General features: G+C 34.9%; 13 protein-coding genes. 8 read left to right on the forward strand and 5 right to left on the reverse strand.

What is annotated here, in order from left to right; genetic code table 11:
* The first annotated feature begins 29 nt into the window (after positions 1-29).
* Positions 30-1,901, forward strand: coding sequence for a glycosyltransferase (locus JOD18_RS17105; protein WP_204670334.1), 1,872 nt, complete (start codon positions 30-32; stop codon positions 1,899-1,901).
* A 60-nt stretch (positions 1,902-1,961) separates the two neighbouring features.
* Here the strand turns inward: JOD18_RS17105 and JOD18_RS17110 are convergent, their stop codons facing one another.
* The 4 genes from JOD18_RS17110 to tnpA form a co-directional block, all read right to left on the reverse strand.
* Positions 1,962-4,937 (reverse strand): SH3 domain-containing protein, encoded by a 2,976-nt coding sequence (locus tag JOD18_RS17110; RefSeq protein WP_204670335.1) that lies wholly within the window; start codon positions 4,935-4,937, stop codon positions 1,962-1,964.
* A 349-nt stretch (positions 4,938-5,286) separates the two neighbouring features.
* Positions 5,287-6,861, reverse strand: a complete 1,575-nt coding sequence (gene tnpC / locus JOD18_RS17115; protein ID WP_130860864.1) for an IS66 family transposase — start codon at positions 6,859-6,861, stop codon at positions 5,287-5,289.
* 65 nt (positions 6,862-6,926) lie between these two features.
* A complete protein-coding gene (gene tnpB / locus JOD18_RS17120) occupies positions 6,927-7,283 on the reverse strand; it encodes an IS66 family insertion sequence element accessory protein TnpB (protein ID WP_130860866.1) in 357 nt (118 codons plus the stop codon).
* A gap of 2 nt (positions 7,284-7,285) precedes the next feature.
* A complete protein-coding gene (tnpA, locus tag JOD18_RS17125; protein ID WP_130860868.1) occupies positions 7,286-7,594 on the reverse strand; it encodes an IS66 family insertion sequence element accessory protein TnpA in 309 nt (102 codons plus the stop codon).
* A 347-nt stretch (positions 7,595-7,941) separates the two neighbouring features.
* On the opposite strand from tnpA, the gene JOD18_RS17130 reads away from it, so the two are divergent.
* A complete protein-coding gene (locus JOD18_RS17130) occupies positions 7,942-9,924 on the forward strand; it encodes an acyltransferase family protein (protein ID WP_204670336.1) in 1,983 nt (660 codons plus the stop codon).
* A 317-nt stretch (positions 9,925-10,241) separates the two neighbouring features.
* Here the strand turns inward: JOD18_RS17130 and JOD18_RS17135 are convergent, their stop codons facing one another.
* Positions 10,242-13,535, reverse strand: coding sequence for a CDP-glycerol glycerophosphotransferase family protein (locus JOD18_RS17135; RefSeq protein WP_204670337.1), 3,294 nt, complete (start codon positions 13,533-13,535; stop codon positions 10,242-10,244).
* Positions 13,536-14,463: 928 nt separating this feature from the next.
* Here JOD18_RS17135 and JOD18_RS17140 point away from each other — a divergent pair.
* The 6 genes from JOD18_RS17140 (at position 14,464) to wecB (ending at position 20,575) form a co-directional block, all read left to right on the forward strand.
* Positions 14,464-15,663, forward strand: coding sequence for a CDP-glycerol glycerophosphotransferase family protein (locus JOD18_RS17140; RefSeq protein WP_204670338.1), 1,200 nt, complete (start codon positions 14,464-14,466; stop codon positions 15,661-15,663).
* Positions 15,664-15,739: 76 nt separating this feature from the next.
* Positions 15,740-16,561, forward strand: a complete 822-nt coding sequence (locus JOD18_RS17145) for an ABC transporter permease (RefSeq protein ID WP_204670339.1) — start codon at positions 15,740-15,742, stop codon at positions 16,559-16,561.
* Between the two features lie 15 nt (positions 16,562-16,576).
* Positions 16,577-17,389 (forward strand): teichoic acids export ABC transporter ATP-binding subunit TagH, encoded by an 813-nt coding sequence (gene tagH / locus JOD18_RS17150; protein ID WP_204670340.1) that lies wholly within the window; start codon positions 16,577-16,579, stop codon positions 17,387-17,389.
* Positions 17,386-18,264, forward strand: coding sequence for a UTP--glucose-1-phosphate uridylyltransferase GalU (galU, locus tag JOD18_RS17155; RefSeq protein WP_204670341.1), 879 nt, complete (start codon positions 17,386-17,388; stop codon positions 18,262-18,264). The genes tagH and galU overlap by 4 nt, the downstream gene beginning before the upstream one ends.
* 50 nt (positions 18,265-18,314) lie before the next feature.
* Positions 18,315-19,076 (forward strand): WecB/TagA/CpsF family glycosyltransferase, encoded by a 762-nt coding sequence (locus tag JOD18_RS17160; RefSeq protein ID WP_204670342.1) that lies wholly within the window; start codon positions 18,315-18,317, stop codon positions 19,074-19,076.
* Positions 19,077-19,492: 416 nt separating this feature from the next.
* Positions 19,493-20,575, forward strand: coding sequence for a non-hydrolyzing UDP-N-acetylglucosamine 2-epimerase (gene wecB / locus JOD18_RS17165; RefSeq protein ID WP_338029560.1), 1,083 nt, complete (start codon positions 19,493-19,495; stop codon positions 20,573-20,575).
* Positions 20,576-20,654: the final 79 nt, after the last annotated feature.

Below are 20,654 nucleotides of genomic sequence, written 5' to 3' on the forward strand. Positions count from 1 at the left end.
TGGAGCGATCCAACAGATATTTCTTCTATTTGACAGATTCGTTTAGTAAAAATTCAGGCGGGAGAACACAGTCCATTTTTAATAGAGCAAAATTATTAGCAGATTATGCTGAAAAATCTTATATACTAACTTTTAATTTCAAAAGAGATTATGGGGAAATTGTAGAATCTGTAATAATTCAAAGAGAGATACCTGACTCTATTGAATTTTTAAATGTTTATGAGTTTTTTGCCGGAGAGAAGATATACCTTTCGAGTAAAATTGAGAATGTGCCTTTTAAAAAAGAAGAAAACCTTGATTATAGATATGTAGAAGGGAAGAATGCATATAAGGTGTTTAAGGGCGAGGTACAAGTGCATTATGTTCAATTAAATAAAAAAGGCAGTGTGACCTACCGAGACACGTTCGATGAAAAGAAAAGAAAAATAAAACGAGATATATTTGATTCTCTTGGAAATATCATCAAAACTTCTTACTTTAATATGCAAACACAAAATATTATACGACAAGACTTTTTTACGAAGGGTGGCAGGTTATATCTAAGAATTGAAAGTGACCGTACTACAGGTGATACCATTCAATGTATCAGTTTTGACCAAGATCAAAAGATTAAGAATAAGTTTGTTAACGAAGATGAAATGAATAAATTTTGGATTGGAACTCTGAATGAATTACATGAGAATGGTATCTTCTTCTGTGAGTATAGATGGTTGGATCATACGCTTATAGACAATAGGTATACTACCCGAAAGATCAAATCAGTTGCGCAAATTCATAGCAGACACCTAAACAGCCCTTACCACTTCGGGTCACAGATCAGGAAGTATAATGGATTAGCGTTGAGTAACCTGTCTGACTATTCGGCAATAGTGCTATTAACAAAGCATCAATACCAGCATGTAATTAATCAGTTTGGTTATTCTCCGAACCTGTATAGAATACCGCATCATGCTATAGAACAAAAAGTCAGTCGATTGAAGAGAAAAAACGATAATAAAATTATTGTTGTTTCGCGGTTTGTTAAATTAAAAAGGATTTTTGATATATTAAAGGCTTTTAAGATTGCTTATGCCGAGTTGCCTAAACTAAAATTAGAATTATGGGGAGCAGGCGAAGAAGAGGCGAAGTATCAAACTTTTATTGATGAGAATAATTTAGGTGAAGCAGTTACAATAAAAGGCTATACGACTAATCCTCATGAAGTTTTTTATTCTGGCGGCATCTCTATTATAACGTCTAAATTTGAAGGTTTTGGAATAACCATCTTAGAGAGTATGAGTAATAAAACACCAGTCATTGCCTATGATTTTTATTATGGGCCTCGAGAATTAATTGATAATAACGAGAATGGCTATATCGTAGAAGATGGAAATATAGGACAACTTGCGGAAAAGATAATCTATCTCCAAAAAAATAAGAAAGTACTAAAGGAATTCTCTAAAAAAGCAGAACAAAAAATAATGGAATTTAAACCTGAAGTTATAAAAGAAAAATGGTTAAAGGTAATACATGACGTCGAGCTTGATGAGGACAGGCATATTCAAAGTCCAAAGCAAAAAGTACTTCTTTCAGAAGTGGAGAGGATATCAATTAAGAAAGAGGTGGAGGAGTATCAGCTACACTTTCATATAAAGAATGCGCTAACCGCGGGTACACCAAATGAAAAATACTTTCTGTATCTTGATAATTATTTCAACTTAGATGAGATAGGTAACAGGTTTATCGAATTGATGAAAGAAAGATCAAACGGTGACAAGGAATGGCTGAAAGGTGTTTTTACTGTTAATTCATCGGTGTATAATGAACTAAAAGAAATGGATCTAAAACTCAGTTTAGGTATTAATAATGGTAATGATTTTCAATTTGTTGATATCCTTTTTGATGGGAAAATAGATAATTAAAAAAGAACCTGTTGAACGTATAGATGTCAACAGGTTTATTCAAATAACTATTTGATCCATTTAATGATTCAAATTAATATAAGAAGCACTTACCCAGCCAGAAGTATTGCCACTTCTAATTTGATACCAGCCATTTGTGTTTGCACCGATAATAGTAACATTAGCTCCGTTTGCTAATTGGCCAACAGTACTGTTACTTGTAGAAGGCCCTGATCTGACGTTTAAGGTAGAGGCATTAACTCTTCCTGTGGTTGGTGTATTATTGAAAGTAGGTACTTCAAAGGTCGCACTATAACTGCTTAATGTTTGATAAATATTGTAGATATTTTTAGTTTGACTTGTGGCCCATCTTACATGAGTAGCATATTGTGGGTATCCAGGGTTAGCTGGATTCCAACGCATTTTATATAAGGTATCTTGTCCTCTATTGATATAAGAACTAATAAAATCCGCTCCGCCAATAATAGCAGCTTCTGGGGTGAACCAGCCTCGGTCAAAGGCATATTTTGCACCGACATTAGTAGGATTATTATCTACTGCTGCGATACCATACATGTTGTAAACTGTATGCTTTGTTTGAGATGTAACGGCTATTTGTCCATTAGAATTTCTAGTAATATTTCCTTTTCCATCAACTGGAACTCCTTTAGCTAGAGTGGATTTACCATTACCTGTTTCATGTAAAGCATGAGCAATTAAATATGCTTCATTCATATTGTTATTTCTGCCCGCCTGAATAAAGGCCTGTCCTGTTCCAGATAACGTCCCTTTAGAACTATCTAGAACCATGTTGTTTAGTTGTGCTGACGTTAACCCTGTAGGACTGGATAGTGACAAGAATTGATAATATTCTTGGCTATTGCGACCGAAGTTGTTAGGATTTGCAAAAAACTCAACTTCTCCACGAGTTGCCGCAACAAGTCCTGCCCCATCTGATTTTGGCGTCCCTGCCATTTGTCGATCAACCATATGTTTAAAAGTATAGTTATATGACACATTGGTATGTTTAACAGTTTGTAATGGATTGGCACTAATATCACTTTTATGGATATAGCCTGTGTGTTTCTTGCCGTTGATATAAACATTAGTCTGATACCATTCTGATGTGAAGGTTCTAAATTTAAGTAGTGAACCATATGAATAGCTTTTTAATGCTTTGGAACTTTTAGAAGCACTAGCATATACGTTTGTAGGTTTCTTATTTCCATACCCTTGTGTACTTACTTTATTGCTAGTAGCAGTTTCTACATGATTTTTATGGATATAGCCTAACTTCCATTCACCATTAACCCGCACTCTTGCTTGATACCAGTCACTAGTATACGTACGATACTTTAAGATATGACCAGCAGAATAAGATTTTAAGGTATTAGAGCTTGTGGAAGCACTTTGATAAACTCGAGTAGTACTTTGCTTGGCGATTCCTTCAATTACTTGCTGGTTGTTAGTAGCGTTTTCTACATGATTCTTATGGATGTATCCTAGTTTCCATTCTCCATTCACTCTTACCTTAGCTTGATACCAGTTATTGGAAAATGTGCGATATTTTAAGATATGACCAGCGGAGTAAGATTTTAAGGTATTAGAGCTTGTGGAAGCACTTTGATAAACTCGAGTAGTACTTTGCTTGGCGATTCCTTCAATTACTTGCTGGTTGTTAGTAGCGTTTTCTACATGATTTTTATGGATGTATCCTAGTTTCCATTCTCCATTCACTCTTACTCTTGCTTGATACCAGTTATTGGAAAATGTGCGATATTTTAAGATATGGCCAGCGGAATAAGATTTTAAGGTATTAGCTCCTGTTGAAGCACTCTCATAGACTCTCGTAGTGCTTTGCTTGGCAATCCCTTCAATCAGCTGTTGGTTATTAGTAGCATTCTCTACATGACTTTTATGAATGTATCCCCACTGCCATTTACCACCTGCATATACTCTGGCTCGATACCAATTACCTGTGTTTTCACGGTATTTTAGAATACTGCCTTGGGCATAGCTTTTTAATATGTTGGAGTTTGAAGATTGGCTTTGATAGACATTAGTACGATTTTGTAGAGCAATGCCAGTGTATTGTTGTTGATTAGTAGCAGAAAAAGACTGAATATTCATAGAAAAACTGCTAAACGCTTTTGCTTGCTTAAAGCTAGCATTACTTTCTACATCAGTTTTATTTTCTTCTAGATCAGAGTCCACATCGCTATCATTGTCAGCTTCATTTTCTTCTAGATCAGAGTCCACATCGCTATCATTGTCAGCTTCATTTTCTTCTAGATCAGAGTCCACATCGCTATCACTGTCAGCTTCATTTTCTTCTAGATCAGAGTCTACATCGCTATCACTGTCAGCTTCATTTTCTTCTAGATCAGAGTCTACATCGCTATCACTGTCAGCTTCGTTTTCTTCTAGATCAGAGTCTACATCGCTATCACTGTCAGCTTCGTTTTCTTCTAGATCAGAGTCTACATCGCTATCATTGTCAGCTTCATTTTCTTCTAGATCAGAGTCTACATCGCTATCACTGTCAGCTTCATTTTCTTCTAGATCAGATTCCATATTGCCTTCAGAGCCCGCATCGGTTTCTAAGTCAGCTTGTTTTTCTTCCTCGACAGCTTCATTTTCTACATAATTTAATATCTCTTCTAATTCTTCCTCATTGAAAATATAGTCTGCAAGAATATAACCTTGATATGTTATTTCTTCTTCTTCATTTTCAATAAAATCTGCTGTGTATTCCACAAGAACGAAATCTGTTATGGTATCAGTATGTATCTGATCATCAACACCATCTTCTAGGATGATAATTTCTGAGCCGTTAGGGATTTCTGTTAAGATGTTTTCTTCTAACGTGGTCTGCTCATTGTATAAATAGATAAAATCCTCATCATTCTCTCTGTTATAAACATAGAGTAATTCGGGTATATCATCTTCTGGCTTCGTTCTATCGATCTCAAGTGCAGCTAGATTTAGTTGAGGGAAAATTAAAAATAAGATAAGTGTAGAAATGAGAAAACGTTTTGTTATTGCTACTATTCTCATTTAATACAATACCTCCATATAGTTTCTTTTTACCTAGTTATTTTGAACCACACCCCTTATTGTTAGTATAGAATCACATTACTATTATATGCGAAAGTACTAGGAATTGTTAAGAGTTTTTTTAATTTGTAACAAAAATTTTTTATTTACACTATAATTTTAAAAATTAATATGCACTATATGTCGAAGTATGTAAAATAGATCTTTTGTGCCAATAAGATATGGATTTATTTAGATTAAATTGAACTATGAGTAATTTCATGATTTATATACGAAAAAAGGAAGTCTTATTTAAAGGTAAGCGTAAAATAGTCCACACCTATTTCTAGATGTGGACTAATGTTATGCTTTATTTAGATTTATTTGGTACACGACATTCTTCTGGAATTGTTGGTGACCATGGCAGAAGTTGATTTAACTTTACTTTATCTGTCGTATCCATATTGGGAAGCTCCTCAAAAAGATAACATAGATAATGAAATGGATTTAATCCATTTTCTTTTGCTGTCTCCACAATGCTATATGTAATGGCACTAGCTTTTGCACCTTTCATTGTATTGCTGAAAAGCCAGGCCTTGCGGCCCATCACGAATGGTTTGATAGATCTCTCCGCACGATTATTATCTATCTCCAAACGTCCGTCTACGAGAAAGGCTTCTAACTGTTCCCATTGGTTACGACAATATTTGATCGCTTTTCCTAGTGCACTTTTAGGTAACACACGTGGTGTTTGTTCACGAAGCCATGCGGAAAAAGCATCCAGCACTGGCTGACTGCGTTCTAAACGTTTTTCATAACGTTCTTCTGGACTTGCGTCCTTTAATTCACGTTCTATATCAAAAAGTTTATTACAGAAGGTTAAACCTTCTTGTGCTTTTGTATATATGGTAGTCGCTGTTTCTGGTAAAGCTGTCAAAGCTTCCCGAAAATTGCGACGTGCATGCGACCAGCATCCAATCAATGTGACATTGGGTAATCCATTATAACCTGGATACCCGTCAACATGCAGTAATCCTTGAAATCCATCCAGAAAACGTCGTGGATGTTTGGCGGCTCTGGTTTGTTGATAATCGTATAAAATAATAGGATTATCGGTATGACCAGATCGGTATAACCACATATACGAATTGGATTTTGCTGGTCTTCCTGGTTCAGATAAAATCTGCAAGGTAGTCTCATCTGCATGAGCGATATCAAGCTGCAAAAGTTGATCATGCATTTCATTATAGATGAGTTCTAGCCATGTATGAGCACCATGTAAAATCCAATTACTTAGTGTCTGACGTGGAATAGAAACGCCGAATCGCTCAAGATTTTTCTCTTGACGATAGAGTGGCAATCCTTCCACATACTTTTGCGACATAACATAGGCCATCGCCGATGGCGAAGCTAAACTTCCAGGGAATACCGATTGTGGCATCGGCGCTGATACGATCGGCGTCTCTATCTCGTGCCTTTCACAATATCGACAACTATAAATGTGATTAACATGTTCCACTACTTTTACTTGAGCTGGAATCACTTTTAATTCTTTTCTTACTTGTTGACTCATTTCGTGTAAATTTCCACCGCAACACGAACAAACCTGCTCTTCTTCGGATAAACGATACTCTATCGTTTCCGTAGGCAAGTCTTCTAGCTTTGCGTCACGTTGACCTTTTTGCTTTTTTCGTTGATACGTAATGGTTTCAACCGTAGGTTCCTCTGCTACTTGATTAGCTGTATCTTCTGCTTCATTGAAAAGGGATAGTTGGTCCGAATTGGACTTCTCACTAGAAGCACCAAATCTACGTTGCTGGCTTAAGCGAAATTGTTCTTCATACCATTTTAATTTAGCCTCTAACTCTTCCTTTTCCATTTCAAGCTTTTCGGCACGTTCTTTAAAGTATTCAATTGATTCTGGGTTAGTGGATGAATTCTTCATAGGATAAGTATACGAAAAAGAACCCGAATTGCCTAGTCGGATTCTTATATTTATTTACGATTATTTTATAAAATAGTTCGTGCTTTTACTTCGCGATGTGCATGTTGTTGATGAATGGGTAAACCATCTAATAGCCAACGAAGTTGGCGATGGCTAATGGACATGGCCTCGGCTTTTTCACCGGAAGGCCAATGAAATTTTCCGCGTTCTAATCGTCGGTAATGCAACCAAAAACCATTATGTTCCCATTCTAAGACTTTCAATTTATCACGTTTGCGATTACAGAACACAAATAAACAAGGAGAGAAAGGGTCGAGTTCGAAACTCTCTTGCACAATGGCAGCTAGTCCATCTATCGATTTCCGCAGATCGGTATTTCCTTTTGCTAAGTAAACCCGATCGTAACTTCTATTATGTATCATAATTATGAAATTACACGAAGGATTTCAGCTACTTGAACGGGATCAGCACCAATAGGAACTTCGACTGCGTAATCATGTACATGAATAAAAATAGAACTGTTTTTTATAGTCGATGGACTTTCTGTAACCTGTACAGGAAGCCAATCCGCTTCTTTTGTACCTATGCTTTCTTGTTGGAATCTTCGCTTCCAGTAATACATTTGATGAAGATTGACATCGTGTTCTCTGCACCATTGGGCTGCGCTAAGCCCACTCTCTTTCCATTCCTTCATACGAGCATCCCATTCGATTCGTTTAGCTGATAATGTCATGGCATAACCTCCTACAAGATTTATTATAATGACATTATCTCACGCTTTGAATGATGATAGAAGGTGTACATTATTTGACGCTTACATTTAAAGTATGATTAATTGGTTAAATTGTTTTCTGAATATTACTATATTATCGCGATATTTTATCAGCACTTCTTTATTGTTTAGAAATATGTTGATGTCAACTACACACAAAATATGTTATACTTCTTTGTTGTTAAAGGTTTTATAGTATATTAATTTTATAGATTATCTATAAACTAAAATTACAGGAATGCTATGAACATATATTAAGTTGTTACTTAGAAAAATAAAATGAAGAATATTGAAGGGGTTCATAAAATATGAATAAAAATATCGTTGAAATAGAAAGGGTCTATAGACCAGAGATTGAAGGGCTGAGAGTAGTAGCTGCATTACTAGTTGCAGTTTATCATATATGGTTTGGCCGTGTGTCAGGCGGTGTAGATGTTTTCTTTGTTATCTCAGGTTTTTTAATTACTACATCTATCTTATCAACCATTAATCGCACAGGTGAATTTAAATTCCTACCATATATTGCGAAATTAGGAAAACGATTATTGCCATCTGTACTGGTTGTTTTGTCGACAGTTGTTATTTTATCCTTTTTCTGGTTGCCAGCTTCTATAATTGGAAAAACACTAAAGGAAGTAATTGCTTCGCTATTTTATTATCAAAATTGGCAACTAGCTTTGTCTAATACAGATTATCTGGACGCTGCTCAAATGAAAACTCCAGTAGAACACTTTTGGGCAATGTCCATTCAAGGTCAGTTTTATATTATATGGTTTTTAATTTTTGCCTTTCTCTTATTTATGATCAAAAAATTTAATATAGTGAAAGTAAAAAACTTAATTAATTTCTTTTTGGCTAGTTTATTTATTTGTTCATTAATGTATTCTATTTACCTCACAAATGTTAATCAACCTTTTGCGTATTTTATCACATTTACTAGAGTTTGGGAATTTGCTCTAGGAGGATTACTATGTCTGAATTTATCGAAATTCAAACTTAATAGCCTTTTCTCCTTTATTATAGGATGGCTAGGATTGATAGGACTAATCCTAACTGGAATTATATTTGATGTCTCCACTGCTTTTCCTGGTTTTGTTGCTTTATGGCCAATGTTATGTGCGGTAATGATCGTTGTCTCAGGTGCACAAAATAATAAATATAGTGTAAAGAGATTATTAGGAGCTCCGATTATGATTAAACTAGGTGGTTTATCATTTGGAGTATACTTATGGCATTGGGTTATTTTATCATTCTACAATTATCATTTTTCACAACAACCAAGTTTGATTGTAGGTATAGGAATAATATTTCTTTCATTGATACTATCTTATTTTATGACTGAATATATTGAGAAACCAATTCGTCAATCGGACAAGCAAAGAAAATCATTTAAGAGATTAACACTGATGGCAAGTACTACCATTGTTTTGATAATTAGTTTTTTTAGTATAAATGCTATTGAGGATTACCTACATGCTAAGAATATAGTTGATGCAGATTATCCTGGTGCAATGGTAAAAGAAGAGCGTGTTGATTTAACCGAACAAGAACCTATTCCTGCCTTGAAAGATGTTTTTGATGATTTACCGGTATCACACTTGGATGAAACGAATCAAGGATTGAAAGAATCTGATTTAAAGATAGGTTTTTATGGAGAAACAGAAAATTATTCTCATACAATTGCGCTTGTAGGTAGTTCCCACTCACAGCATTGGTTATCGGCTGTTCTAGAGGCGATAAAGGATACAGATTATCGAGTGCTAGGTATGACTAGATCAGGTACTAGATTTTCTACAGGATATCCTGATGATGATTTAAAAGGACAGTGGGTTAACGAGGTGACAGAATACCTTCGAGATAATGCTGATGATATTGATTTGGTTGTCTCACACACTACTGCTTCTGATACGGATAATGATCGTATTCATCAACAAATGATAGATAAGCTAAAAGAAGTCCATGATTTTGGTATTGATGTTTTGGCAATACGCGATAACCCTCGTTATGAATTTAATGTGTTAGAGGCATTAGAGATAGAGGGGGAGGAAGAGACAATTCAATTAATGAATGCCGCTGATACACAGAAAGATAGAGTGTTTTGGAATCATTTTATACAGAATAATGATTCATTCTACACATTAGATTTAACGGAATATTTTAAAGTAGATGGCGAATTTAGACCTATCATTGGTAATATTGTAGTGTATAGGGATGAGAAGCATATGACTAGGACATTTTCGGAATCATTCGGTCCGATCTTTCTCAAGAAATTCAAAGAAATTTTTGAATAAGTTTTAAAATAAATGAATAGTTACTATGCCAAGTAGTTCTTGGGAGGAGGCTATATAGATAATGATCCCATAGGGCTATCTGTGCTGTATTCTATTTTATACTAGAAAAAGCAAGGCTAAGAGATAATGTTTCGATACTGTTATTTGTACACTAGTTATTATCTAAGGTTTCTTTTGTTTCTATATAGGGTAAGATCTCTAAGGACAGAGTTATTGTTACTTTAGTTCTATAATCAACCAACGTCATTTTTTTAGTACACAAAAGTTAACAGATTTAAAAAGCAAATCCTCTGTTAATAGTAGGATTTGCTTTTTGATTATTTAAATACCTTATTTACAACTCTTTTTCCAGCAGATCCATCATCTAGGTAACAATATTTCTCATGGAAGGCTGTATATTTTTCTTTATATTTTGCTTCTATCTTTTCTATATCTTCAATGTTATTAATTAATTGTTCTGTATCGTAGACAAATGGACCTGGCGCTTCATTTTCAAAATCCATATAAAAACCTCGCAAATTATCCCGATAGTTATCGAAATCGTACGTATAGAAAATGATCGGTTTCTTGGTATTAGCAAAGTCAAACATGATGGATGAATAATCTGTCACAAGAATATCTGTCATCAGTGAAAGTTCTTGGATATCTGGATAATTAGAGACATTCTTCACAAAATCTTGTAATTCAGGATCGATCTTAATTTTATTACTAATCACAACATGCATTCTTAACAAGAGAATATAATCATTACCCAAATGCTCTTGCATTTTGTAAAGATCTAGGTTTAGGTCGAAAAGAAATTTGTTACGTTTAGATGTCTGATCATCTCGAAAAGTTGGTGCGTATAAGATAATTTTCTTGTCTTTAGGCAGTTGTAGTTTATTTTTTATTTTAGAAATATATTCTTCTTTGTTATCGATAAAGAAAATATCATTTCTAGGATAGCCAAGCTCTAGTATCTCGCCAGTATAACGAAAAGCACTTTGGAATTTTTCTGAAGCATATCGACTTGGAGAGATCAAATAATCCCAATTTTTAACAGTATTACCTATTCTCTCTAAGTAATCATCATTTCTTCCTTGGATATTTTCAATATCAAATAACATTCGTTTCAATGGTGTGCCATGCCAAGTTTGCAAGTAGGTTGTTTTCGATCGCTTCTTGAGATAAGCAGGGAAGTTTTGATTGTTTACCCAGTACCTTGCTCTCAAAAGATAGAAATAATACTGTGGACTCAGTCTAACGATTTTCTTAGTGTCTGGATCATTAAAACGATAATTTCTATTGTAGACCCAGATTTTCTTGAATTCTAAACCTTGTTCCAACATTTCCTCATAAATAACTCTTGGGCTATCCGCGTATTGTTTTCCAATTCCACTTTCAAACAGAATAAGCTTCGGGTCAACTGGAATGATATATGAACCCAAATTATAAAATGCCTTCATGGTTGGAAAATAATATTTACTTCGTCTGAATTTCTTATACAATGCTTGAGACAGGATATTTATTTTCTCATGCTCAAAAATTGATTTTTTGACGGTTGCATGTTCAATATGTTCAAAGATACGTTGAGATGAATTCTGATCACGATATTGAATGAACTTGTTCGCTCTTTGTTTATACTCTTCTTTCATTTGAAAATCATTTTTGGCATAACCCTCTAATTTTTCTAGTAAAACATCGTAGTCAAACGCAATTTCACCAGGTAATTCATTATCAAGGTCTAAGTGAGATGGACGTTTTCCAATAAATCGACTCCGGTCAAATTGATAATACAGAACTGGCTTATGCAAGAAGCTAAAGTCGAAACCAACACTTGAATAATCGGTAAGCATCATGGCACTCTGTTTAATTAAATATTGAACGTCAATTTCACCTTGTTGTACGATTTGGATATGATCAGCATCAAAATGATTACTAAATTGTTGCATATTAGGATGTAAACAAAATAAAACTTTGAAGTTATAGTGATCAGCTAGGGTTTTCAGCTGGTCACTATTAATTAATTGTCTGTATTTTTCATAGTATTCACTTTCTAAAAATGCTTCATCAGTTATAATCCAGTCCCTCCAAGTGGGGATAATTAACAGTTGCCTAATTGGTGCGACATCTTTTTTAAATAAGGTATCAAACCTTGATAATCCAGTTACAAATACATTGTTAGGTGAGTAACCGAAATCTGTAACAATCATTCGCTTCTCAAACGGAGAACTTACAATGAAGAAATCAGTATCGAATCCAGGAGAGTTTTTCCCATAATTCGCCACCATATTTTTGGTCCCCATTACTCCATGTTGTAAAAAGACCTTATCAGCTTTTACTTTATTTTTAAATTTTTCCGTTCTAATTGGATACAAATAATCTGGGTGATGTGACGAGATCACCTTCGTAGCTATAAGGGTTTTCCACATATGCTCCCTTGATCGATAATCAAGAACATTTCCTAAAGGTTCTACATTTTTCTTTTCTGGTGAATCTGATTCAATCACATAATAGATATTCTTATCAGGGTATGTTTCTCTCATGTGTTTAAAAAATGCATAACCTGTGTCTTGGGCTTTATATGTTCTTTCGCCAATTATCCACGTGTCTTGTTTTTTAAAGAGCTTTCTCAGCAGCCAAGACCAACGCATAATTTTCTTTAGATAATGGTAACTTTTTACGTCATATTTATATACTTCAAATGACAGGTTGCTCATTTTAAACGTAAAGTAAGGATGAATCACATTTGCTTCTTCTTGGAAAACAGCATTTAGATCTCTTAGAAACAGGCGTGCTCGAAAGGTTGGTCTTCCTATTCTAATGTATTTTGGCTCTTCCATATCATGAAGTTCCACTTTTAAAAATAGATCATAAATATCATTTTCTAAAGGAGCTCCATTATTCACTTTACTAAAGTCTATTTCACCAGTATAGGCATATCTGTTTAAACCATAATTAGCTTTCACCTGCTCACTTAGATGTTGAAGTTGTATACTATCAGCATGTAAGTGTGCACCAGTGTTTCTGCCTTGCAAATAAAACTGACAATGGAGCACTTTGGAATTCCGTGTGAATAACTTACCCATAATCTTAATAGTGCTCTTACGTTTTTTTACTTTGTCAATTTGAATTCTTGTTGGTGCTTCTGGCTCTGCATTAAACACAAGCGAAAAATTACCTTTCGTTGTGATATAGTTGAGTATTTTATCTTCGTTAGAAGGAAAGTAAGAAAGGCCATCTTCATGAGTCGTATTAAACCTTCCGCAACGAATAAAATATTCAGCATAGGTTACTTCATCTTGTTCAACAATTTCTAGCTCTTCGCTATCCTTTCTATTAGCCGGAACAACGTCAAGTGGTGTTCGGATTTTAAAATACCAATCTAATACTGTTATATCTTTCTCTTTTACAGCAGCTAGTAAGTCACTTAGATTGATGGTGAATTTAAATGAATTACTCGGCTCAATTTCTGCCACTTTTATTGTACAGGTTTGATGATCTTTAGAAAAAAGCCACATTTCCTTTGCTTGAAAATTCTCTCTTGCAAATTTTCCGCTTATATATAAAGAATCATTTTTTTGTGAGTAATTTATCATTTCTTTTAGTTTGTTTGCTGGCTTCTTGCTCATGATTATTCTCCCTTAGTGTAGTTATTTTTATAAATATTTATCCTAGTGCAGTCGTCCGTAATCCCTACTTCCAAACTTGGAGAGTTACCCAAGAAGTTTAGTGAAGGATAATGGCTGCTGCCATCTGGTAAGATTCACTATTCATAAGTGGGGGAGGAATCCCAACTTATGGCAGTATCATTTTATAAAAATACGTGGCGCAAAGTGATAATACTTATATACGAAACTTGCAATATTATGTATTTAATTGAATTATATACATAAATAGTAAAACCTATATAGTTGTTCCATTACTCTATGTTTTACAATGTATAATTATAGTATATATAATGTTTGAAATAAATAGTTAAATTGTTCAGACATATATTATATTGACAATACTTGATAAGTCTTAAAAGCAATTTGCAAATTATGTTATATTATCAATTATCTTAAATAATATAAAGGACAAGTAAGGAACAATCCATTAAATATAACCTTAATATTACAATTAAAAGTTATACTCAGATATTTTCATTCTAAATATGCCGTGATTCGTATAACCCGTTTCCATACTTATAATGTACAATGAAGTGAATAATTGGTTTATATAAGAGGTTAGTATAATTCCTCCTTTTTTGTTGAATATGCTTTTGTTAAACAGTTGTTTTTACAGTAGACTAATCAATGCTTATCTGAAAGAGAGTTCTATCAGCTGAATAATGATCTCCCCAGAAGTAAAAGCAGAAGCAATTCCCCTGCCTCTGGCTTTTTAAATTGGAAGAAAATATAACTTTGGAAATGAACAGGATACATCATTTAAAGCATTAAAGCAATAAGGGCAGTATATCTTTTTGTGTCATTTTGTTATATAATGTAGAGTGGATTTTAATGATATAAATAATTGTACAGTTTTGAATAATAGCACTAGTAACAAGGGGATTTAAGAATGAATAAGCTAAAGCAATTGATTATTAGAATGAGAAGAAGCAATATGGTACTTTATATATATAAGATTATCTTTTTTATCATCTCGAAGTTTCCAAGAGCAAAGAAAACGGTAATATTCGAAAGCTTTCATGGCAAACAATACAGTGATAATCCTCGAGCCGTATATGAGTATATGAAAGAACACTATCCAAGCTATCAACTATATTGGAGTGTGGATAAACGATTTATCTCGCTGTTTCAAGGACAACAATTGGATATCCTTCCTCGTTTCACATTAAAATGGCTTTGGATAATGCCGAGAGCGGAGTACTGGGTAATCAACAGCCGTTTGCCGAACTGGATTCCGAAATCTTCTAAAACGAAGTATTTGCAAACTTGGCATGGAACTCCGTTAAAAAAATTAGGATTAGACTTAGAAGACATCCATATGCCAGGTACTAATCTCGAACAATATAAACATAACTTTAAGCAAGAGGCTTTAAAGTGGGATTATTTAATATCTCCCAATAAGTATTCGACTGATATTTTTATAAGGGCATTTGGGTTTGAAGGGGAGATGCTGGAAACAGGTTACCCTAGAAATGATTTTATTGTAAATCACAAAAATAATCAGGCAACTATTACAAGAATTAAAGAAAAACTGGCAATTGATTCCGATAAGAAGGTTATTCTTTATGCACCGACATGGAGAGACAACCAGTACTTTGGCAAGGGAAGATATAAATATAATGCTCAATTAGATTTACATATGCTTCGTCAGGAGTTAGGCGATGATTATGTGATTATTCTAAGAATGCATTACTTAGTTGCTGATCAAATTGATCTAACAGAATTAGATAATTTTGTGGTAGACGCGTCTAAATACGAAGATATTAGAGAATTATATCTAATAGCCGATATGTTAATTACAGATTATTCCTCTGTTTTCTTTGATTTTGCGAATTTACAACGGCCAATTCTATTCTTTGTCTATGATTTAGAAGAATATCGTGATACTTTAAGAGGGTTTTACTTTAACTTTGAGAAAGAAGCACCAGGTCCATTAGTGAAAACAAATCAAGAACTTTTAGAAGAAGTCAAGAAGTTGGAAGAAACAGAATTCCAGCCAATTCAATATGATCAGGCATTTTATGAGCGATTTTGTTATTTAGAAAACGGTCAAGCCGCAAAGAAGGTAACAGAGCGTTTATTGAAGTAATATATTGTTCTTTCTTGGAGATGTATAGTATAATTTCTTAGATGTAATGCCTAAGAAATGGGAAGGTTATATGTAGATGAAATCTGTTATAAATGTAATAAAAGAACAAATTCAGTATTTTTATTTAATCAGGCGACTATCGTTATACGAATTAAAGAGTAAGAATAAAAATAATTACTTAGGAATGGTCTGGGAAATTATCACGCCATCTATTCAAGTCATGATTTATTGGTTTGTTTTTGGAACGTTATTAAGACGTGAACCAATTATAGTCGGTGAAGAAGAGGTACCCTTTATATTCTGGCTGATACCAGCATTTTTTCTGTGGACTTTTTTCTACCAGTCGACAATTCAAGGTTCCAAGTCTATTTATTCAAGGCTTCGCATGTTATCTAAGATGAATTTCCCGATGAGTGTGATTCCAAGTTATGTGATTTTTTCACAATTATATATTCATTTTGTTGTGTTGGGAATCACTGTCGGTCTATTTCAACTAGCAGGGTATTATGTTAATATTTACTATTTGCAAATCCCTTATTTCTTATTTGCAACCATCATATTAGTTTTTGCTATATCATTGATTACATCAACTCTGTCAACCATCATTAGAGATATCCATATGCTACTGAGCTCTACTTTGCGAATGTTCTTATATATATCTGGTGTATTATGGCCAATTTCTAGGCTTGAAGACTTTCCGACAATACTAGAAATTATGAAGTTAAATCCAGTGTATTATGTGGTTTCAGGTTATCGGGCAGCTTTATTTGGTTCTGAATGGTATTTCATTACCCAATGGCAATATACACTTATTTTTTGGGCGATTGTAATTGTCCTGCTGTTCATTGGAGCCACCATTCATGTCCGGTTCAGAAGACACTTTATTGATTACTTATAAAGGCATGTGAATAAAATGCAAAAATCTATAGAAGTAAAAAAGATTACAAAGAAGTATAAGTTATATAAAAACACAAAAGAACGATTCTTAGATTTATTATCACCCAAAAGTTATGGTGAAGACTTCTATGCCTTAAGGAATGTTTCGTTTGATGTGGAAAAAGGAGACATACTAGGCCTAATTGGAACCAATGGTTCGGGTAAATCGACTTTATCTAATATTTTGGCAGGGATTGTGCCAGAAACGTCAGGAGAGATAAAGACATATGGGCAAGTATCCTTAATTGCCGTAGCTTCTGGCTTAAAAGGAGATTTAACCGGACGTGATAATATTGAGTTGAAGCTCCTTATGCTTGGTTTTGATAAACATCAGATTGCCGAATTAGAACCGGAAATTATTGAATTCTCAGAATTAGAGAAATTTATTGATCAGCCAGTAAAATCGTATTCAAGCGGGATGAAATCAAGACTGGGCTTTGCCATTTCCGTTAATATTGATCCAGATATATTAATTATTGATGAGGCTCTATCTGTTGGAGATCGAGCCTTTGCCGAAAAATCATTCAATAAAATGCTCGAATTTAAGAAAAAAGGAAAAACAATGGTGTTTGTCAGTCACTCCCTTGGTCAAATGCGAAAATTCTGTGAGAAAATTCTATGGCTAGAGTTTGGTACAGTGAGAGAATATGGACCTGTCAATGAGGTACTTGATCATTATGAACAATATCTTAAAGATTGGAAAAAAATGAGTAAACAAAAACGTGAAGCATATAAAAAAAAGGTAATAAAAAATAACATCATTGAGCAAGAAGAAGGAGTATCAAAATGATACAGATAAAAAAGGCCATTATACCTGCAGCAGGGTTAGGAACAAGGTTCTTGCCAGCAACTAAGGCGATGCCGAAAGAGATGCTGCCGATTGTTGACCGTCCAACCATTGAATATATCGTCAAAGAAGCGATTGACTCCGGTATTGAAGATATTATTATTGTTACAGGCAAAGGCAAACGAGCGATTGAGGATCACTTTGATTATTCCTTTGAACTAGAAGAGAACTTGAAACGCAAAGGCAAATACGATTTACTAGATGAAATTCATAAATCTTCTAACGTAGATATTCATTATATTAGACAAAAGGAAGCAAAAGGTTTAGGGCATGCTATTTGGTCGGCAAGAAAGTTCATCGGAAATGAACCATTCGCCGTGTTATTAGGTGATGATATCATCAAAAATGAAACACCATGTCTACGTCAATTAATGAATCGTTTTGAACAAGTAGAGAGTTCGATTATTGGTGTGCAACAAGTACCAGAGTCAGAGACGCATCGATATGGTGTAATTTCACCATTATCAGAGCAGAATCATTTGTATGAAGTCGAGAGATTTGTCGAAAAACCGCCACAAGGTACGGCACCTTCTAATTTGGCGATTATCGGCAGATATTTATTAACACCAGAAATTTTTGATTTCTTGGCAGAGCAAGAAATTGGCGCTGGCGGCGAAATTCAATTAACAGATGCTATTGAAAAGTTAAACAAGATACAAAAAGTATACGCGTTAGATTTTGAAGGTAAACGATACGATGTCGGCGAGAAATTTGACTTTATTAAGACTACGATCGAATTTGCCTTATCCAGAGAAGATTTAAGAGATCAATTAATGGATTATTTAGTTGAGCTGCATAAGAGAGATTACCGCTTCTAAATACCATCGAGGAGATCCGGCCACAAAAGCTAAATGATTGAGGTCTTAGAATGAAAACGAAGACTTCCATACTATTGGAGAGGTTTAAAGTGACAGATACAGTAAATATCATGGGGATTGATTTCCTCAATACAGATAAACAGACATTTATAGATGATATAACAGCAAGAGCTGGAGCTGGAAAGAAGTCTTTCATCGTCACAGCCAATCCAGAGATAGTCATGTTAGCGAAAGAAAACTCGGAATATCGAGAGGCTGTTATGCAAGCAGATTATACGATACCGGATGGTGCAGGTGTAGTGATTGCCTCAAGATTGCAAAAACAGCCATTACAAGAGCGGGTAGCCGGTTTTGAAGTAATGACAGAGTTAATTGGACGTGCAGATGGCAATAATTTGAGCTGTTATTTTTTAGGTGCCAGCAAAGAAGTGAATCAACGAATGGTAGCCAAACTAAAGGAACTGCATCCAGAACTAAATGTTGCAGGACATCATCATGGTTTTTTTGATTTAGATGATCGCCAAGTAGTGGATGATGTGATCCAAGCAAAGGCAGACTTTATCTTTGTAGCGTTAGGTGTGCCAAGGCAAGAACTTTGGATAACAAAGTATCTATCAGAGTTTGAGAAAGGCACATTTATCGGGGTAGGCGGGAGTTTCGATATTATTGCCGGGGAAGTAAAGCGGGCGCCAGAGATCTGGATTAAGTTGAATTTAGAGTGGCTCTATCGTCTCCTAAAACAACCATTTCGCTGGAAAAGAATCTTAAAAGTATTTGAGTTTATTTTCCGCATCCTTTTTAAAAGGTACTGAGCTAAAACTATTAATCTAATATATATACCCAAGTGGCTATAGAAACAGAAATTAAGATCCTTTATTTTTAATTTGGTCTGGCTGTATGACCGAACAAGATAGAGGATTTTTTTATGAGGTCAGCAAGTATATAATTTTTCATGCGTTCATTCTTATTTAAGAATAGCCATGTCCAGCTCCAAGCGCCAAACTTTAGAAATTTCACGTCACTACGATAAGCCCACATCGACTCCTTCCGTCGTCGTGTTTCCTTTATCTCCGTTGTGACGCCCTAATCTCTACGTTTTTAAAAGGGCACTCTGCGCTTTTCGTTCTTGCATACAAGATGAAATTTTACGGACGTTTAGTGCTGTGATAGAATTTGATTAATGCAATACATACTAACATAGTCGGTGGTGTAATAATTGAAAACAGTGATGGTAGTCTTCGGTACAAGGCCGGAAGCAATTAAAATGTGTCCCTTGGTAAAAGAACTGGAGACACGTTCCCAATTAAATACAGTAGTCTGTGTGACAGGACAGCATCGAGAAATGCTGGATCAGGTATTAGATGTATTCCATATTCAGCCGGATTATAATTTATCGATTATGAAGGACAAACAAACTTTATTTGATGTTACTATTAGTATTCTCGAAAAAATGAAAAGTGTGATGACAGAGGTGCAGCCTGACGTTGTTTTAGTGCATGGTGATACCTCGACCACCTTTGTTACATCTTTGGCTTGTTATTACTTACAAATACCAGTTGGTCATGTAGAAGCTGGCTTACGTACTTATGATATTTATTCTCCATATCCTGAAGAATTTAATCGTCAGGCGGTTGGTATCATTGCAACATATCATTTTGCACCAACAGAATTAGCAAGTAAGCATTTAATCAGGGAAGGCAAAGACCCTGCCTCTATTTTTATTACGGGGAACACCGCGATTGATGCTTTGCATACAACCGTACGAAACGATTACACTCATCCACAATTAGAATGGGCATCTGACAGCAGGTTGATTATGATTACGGCTCATCGGCGTGAGAATCTAGGGGAACCTATGCGGCATATGTTTCAAGCGATTAAACGTATCCTAGAAGAACATCCCGATATCAAAGCCATTTACCCGATTCATAAAAATCCTGTTGTTCGTGAGGCAGCATATGAAATTCTCGGTAACAATGATCGAATTCGTTTAATTGAGCCTCTAGAGGTGATTGACTTTCATAATTTCCTTGCCCAATCTGACCTGATTTTGACCGACAGCGGTGGCATACAAGAAGAAGCTCCTAGTCTAGGTAAACCAGTGTTGGTGATGCGCCATACTACAGAACGTCCTGAAGGAGTAAATGCTGGAACTTTGAAGCTGGTAGGCACAGATGAAGAGAATATCTATCGTCATTTTAAGCAGTTATTAGAGGATAGATCTGTTTATACGCAAATGAGCCAGGCGAGTAATCCGTATGGTGATGGACAGGCCAGTAAACGTATTGCAGATATACTGGAGTCAAACTAGACAAGAAGATCATTTGGTTTCTACACAAAACATGCTCTCTCCTGTTACCCAAGAGAGCATGTTTCATTTTATATCCCTA

This window comes from Gracilibacillus alcaliphilus (assembly GCF_016909015.1).
In the GTDB taxonomy this organism is placed as follows: domain Bacteria; phylum Bacillota; class Bacilli; order Bacillales; family Amphibacillaceae; genus Gracilibacillus; species Gracilibacillus alcaliphilus.

What these genes read in the sequence shown, in the direction of transcription:
- JOD18_RS17145 (WP_204670339.1), top strand. Translation starts at nt 15,740, where the DNA reads ATGAAATCTGTTATAAATGTAATAAAAGAACAAATTCAGTATTTTTAT.
- tnpA (WP_130860868.1), bottom strand. Translation starts at nt 7,594, where the DNA reads ATGACATTATCAGCTAAACGAATCGAATGGGATGCTCGTATGAAGGAA.
- tagH (WP_204670340.1), top strand. Translation starts at nt 16,577, where the DNA reads ATGCAAAAATCTATAGAAGTAAAAAAGATTACAAAGAAGTATAAGTTA.
- JOD18_RS17135 (WP_204670337.1), bottom strand. Translation starts at nt 13,535, where the DNA reads ATGAGCAAGAAGCCAGCAAACAAACTAAAAGAAATGATAAATTACTCA.
- JOD18_RS17160 (WP_204670342.1), top strand. Translation starts at nt 18,315, where the DNA reads ATGAAAACGAAGACTTCCATACTATTGGAGAGGTTTAAAGTGACAGAT.
- JOD18_RS17130 (WP_204670336.1), top strand. Translation starts at nt 7,942, where the DNA reads ATGAATAAAAATATCGTTGAAATAGAAAGGGTCTATAGACCAGAGATT.
- JOD18_RS17110 (WP_204670335.1), bottom strand. Translation starts at nt 4,937, where the DNA reads ATGAGAATAGTAGCAATAACAAAACGTTTTCTCATTTCTACACTTATC.
- galU (WP_204670341.1), top strand. Translation starts at nt 17,386, where the DNA reads ATGATACAGATAAAAAAGGCCATTATACCTGCAGCAGGGTTAGGAACA.
- JOD18_RS17140 (WP_204670338.1), top strand. Translation starts at nt 14,464, where the DNA reads ATGAATAAGCTAAAGCAATTGATTATTAGAATGAGAAGAAGCAATATG.
- wecB (WP_338029560.1), top strand. Translation starts at nt 19,493, where the DNA reads ATGGTAGTCTTCGGTACAAGGCCGGAAGCAATTAAAATGTGTCCCTTG.
- tnpB (WP_130860866.1), bottom strand. Translation starts at nt 7,283, where the DNA reads ATGATACATAATAGAAGTTACGATCGGGTTTACTTAGCAAAAGGAAAT.
- tnpC (WP_130860864.1), bottom strand. Translation starts at nt 6,861, where the DNA reads ATGAAGAATTCATCCACTAACCCAGAATCAATTGAATACTTTAAAGAA.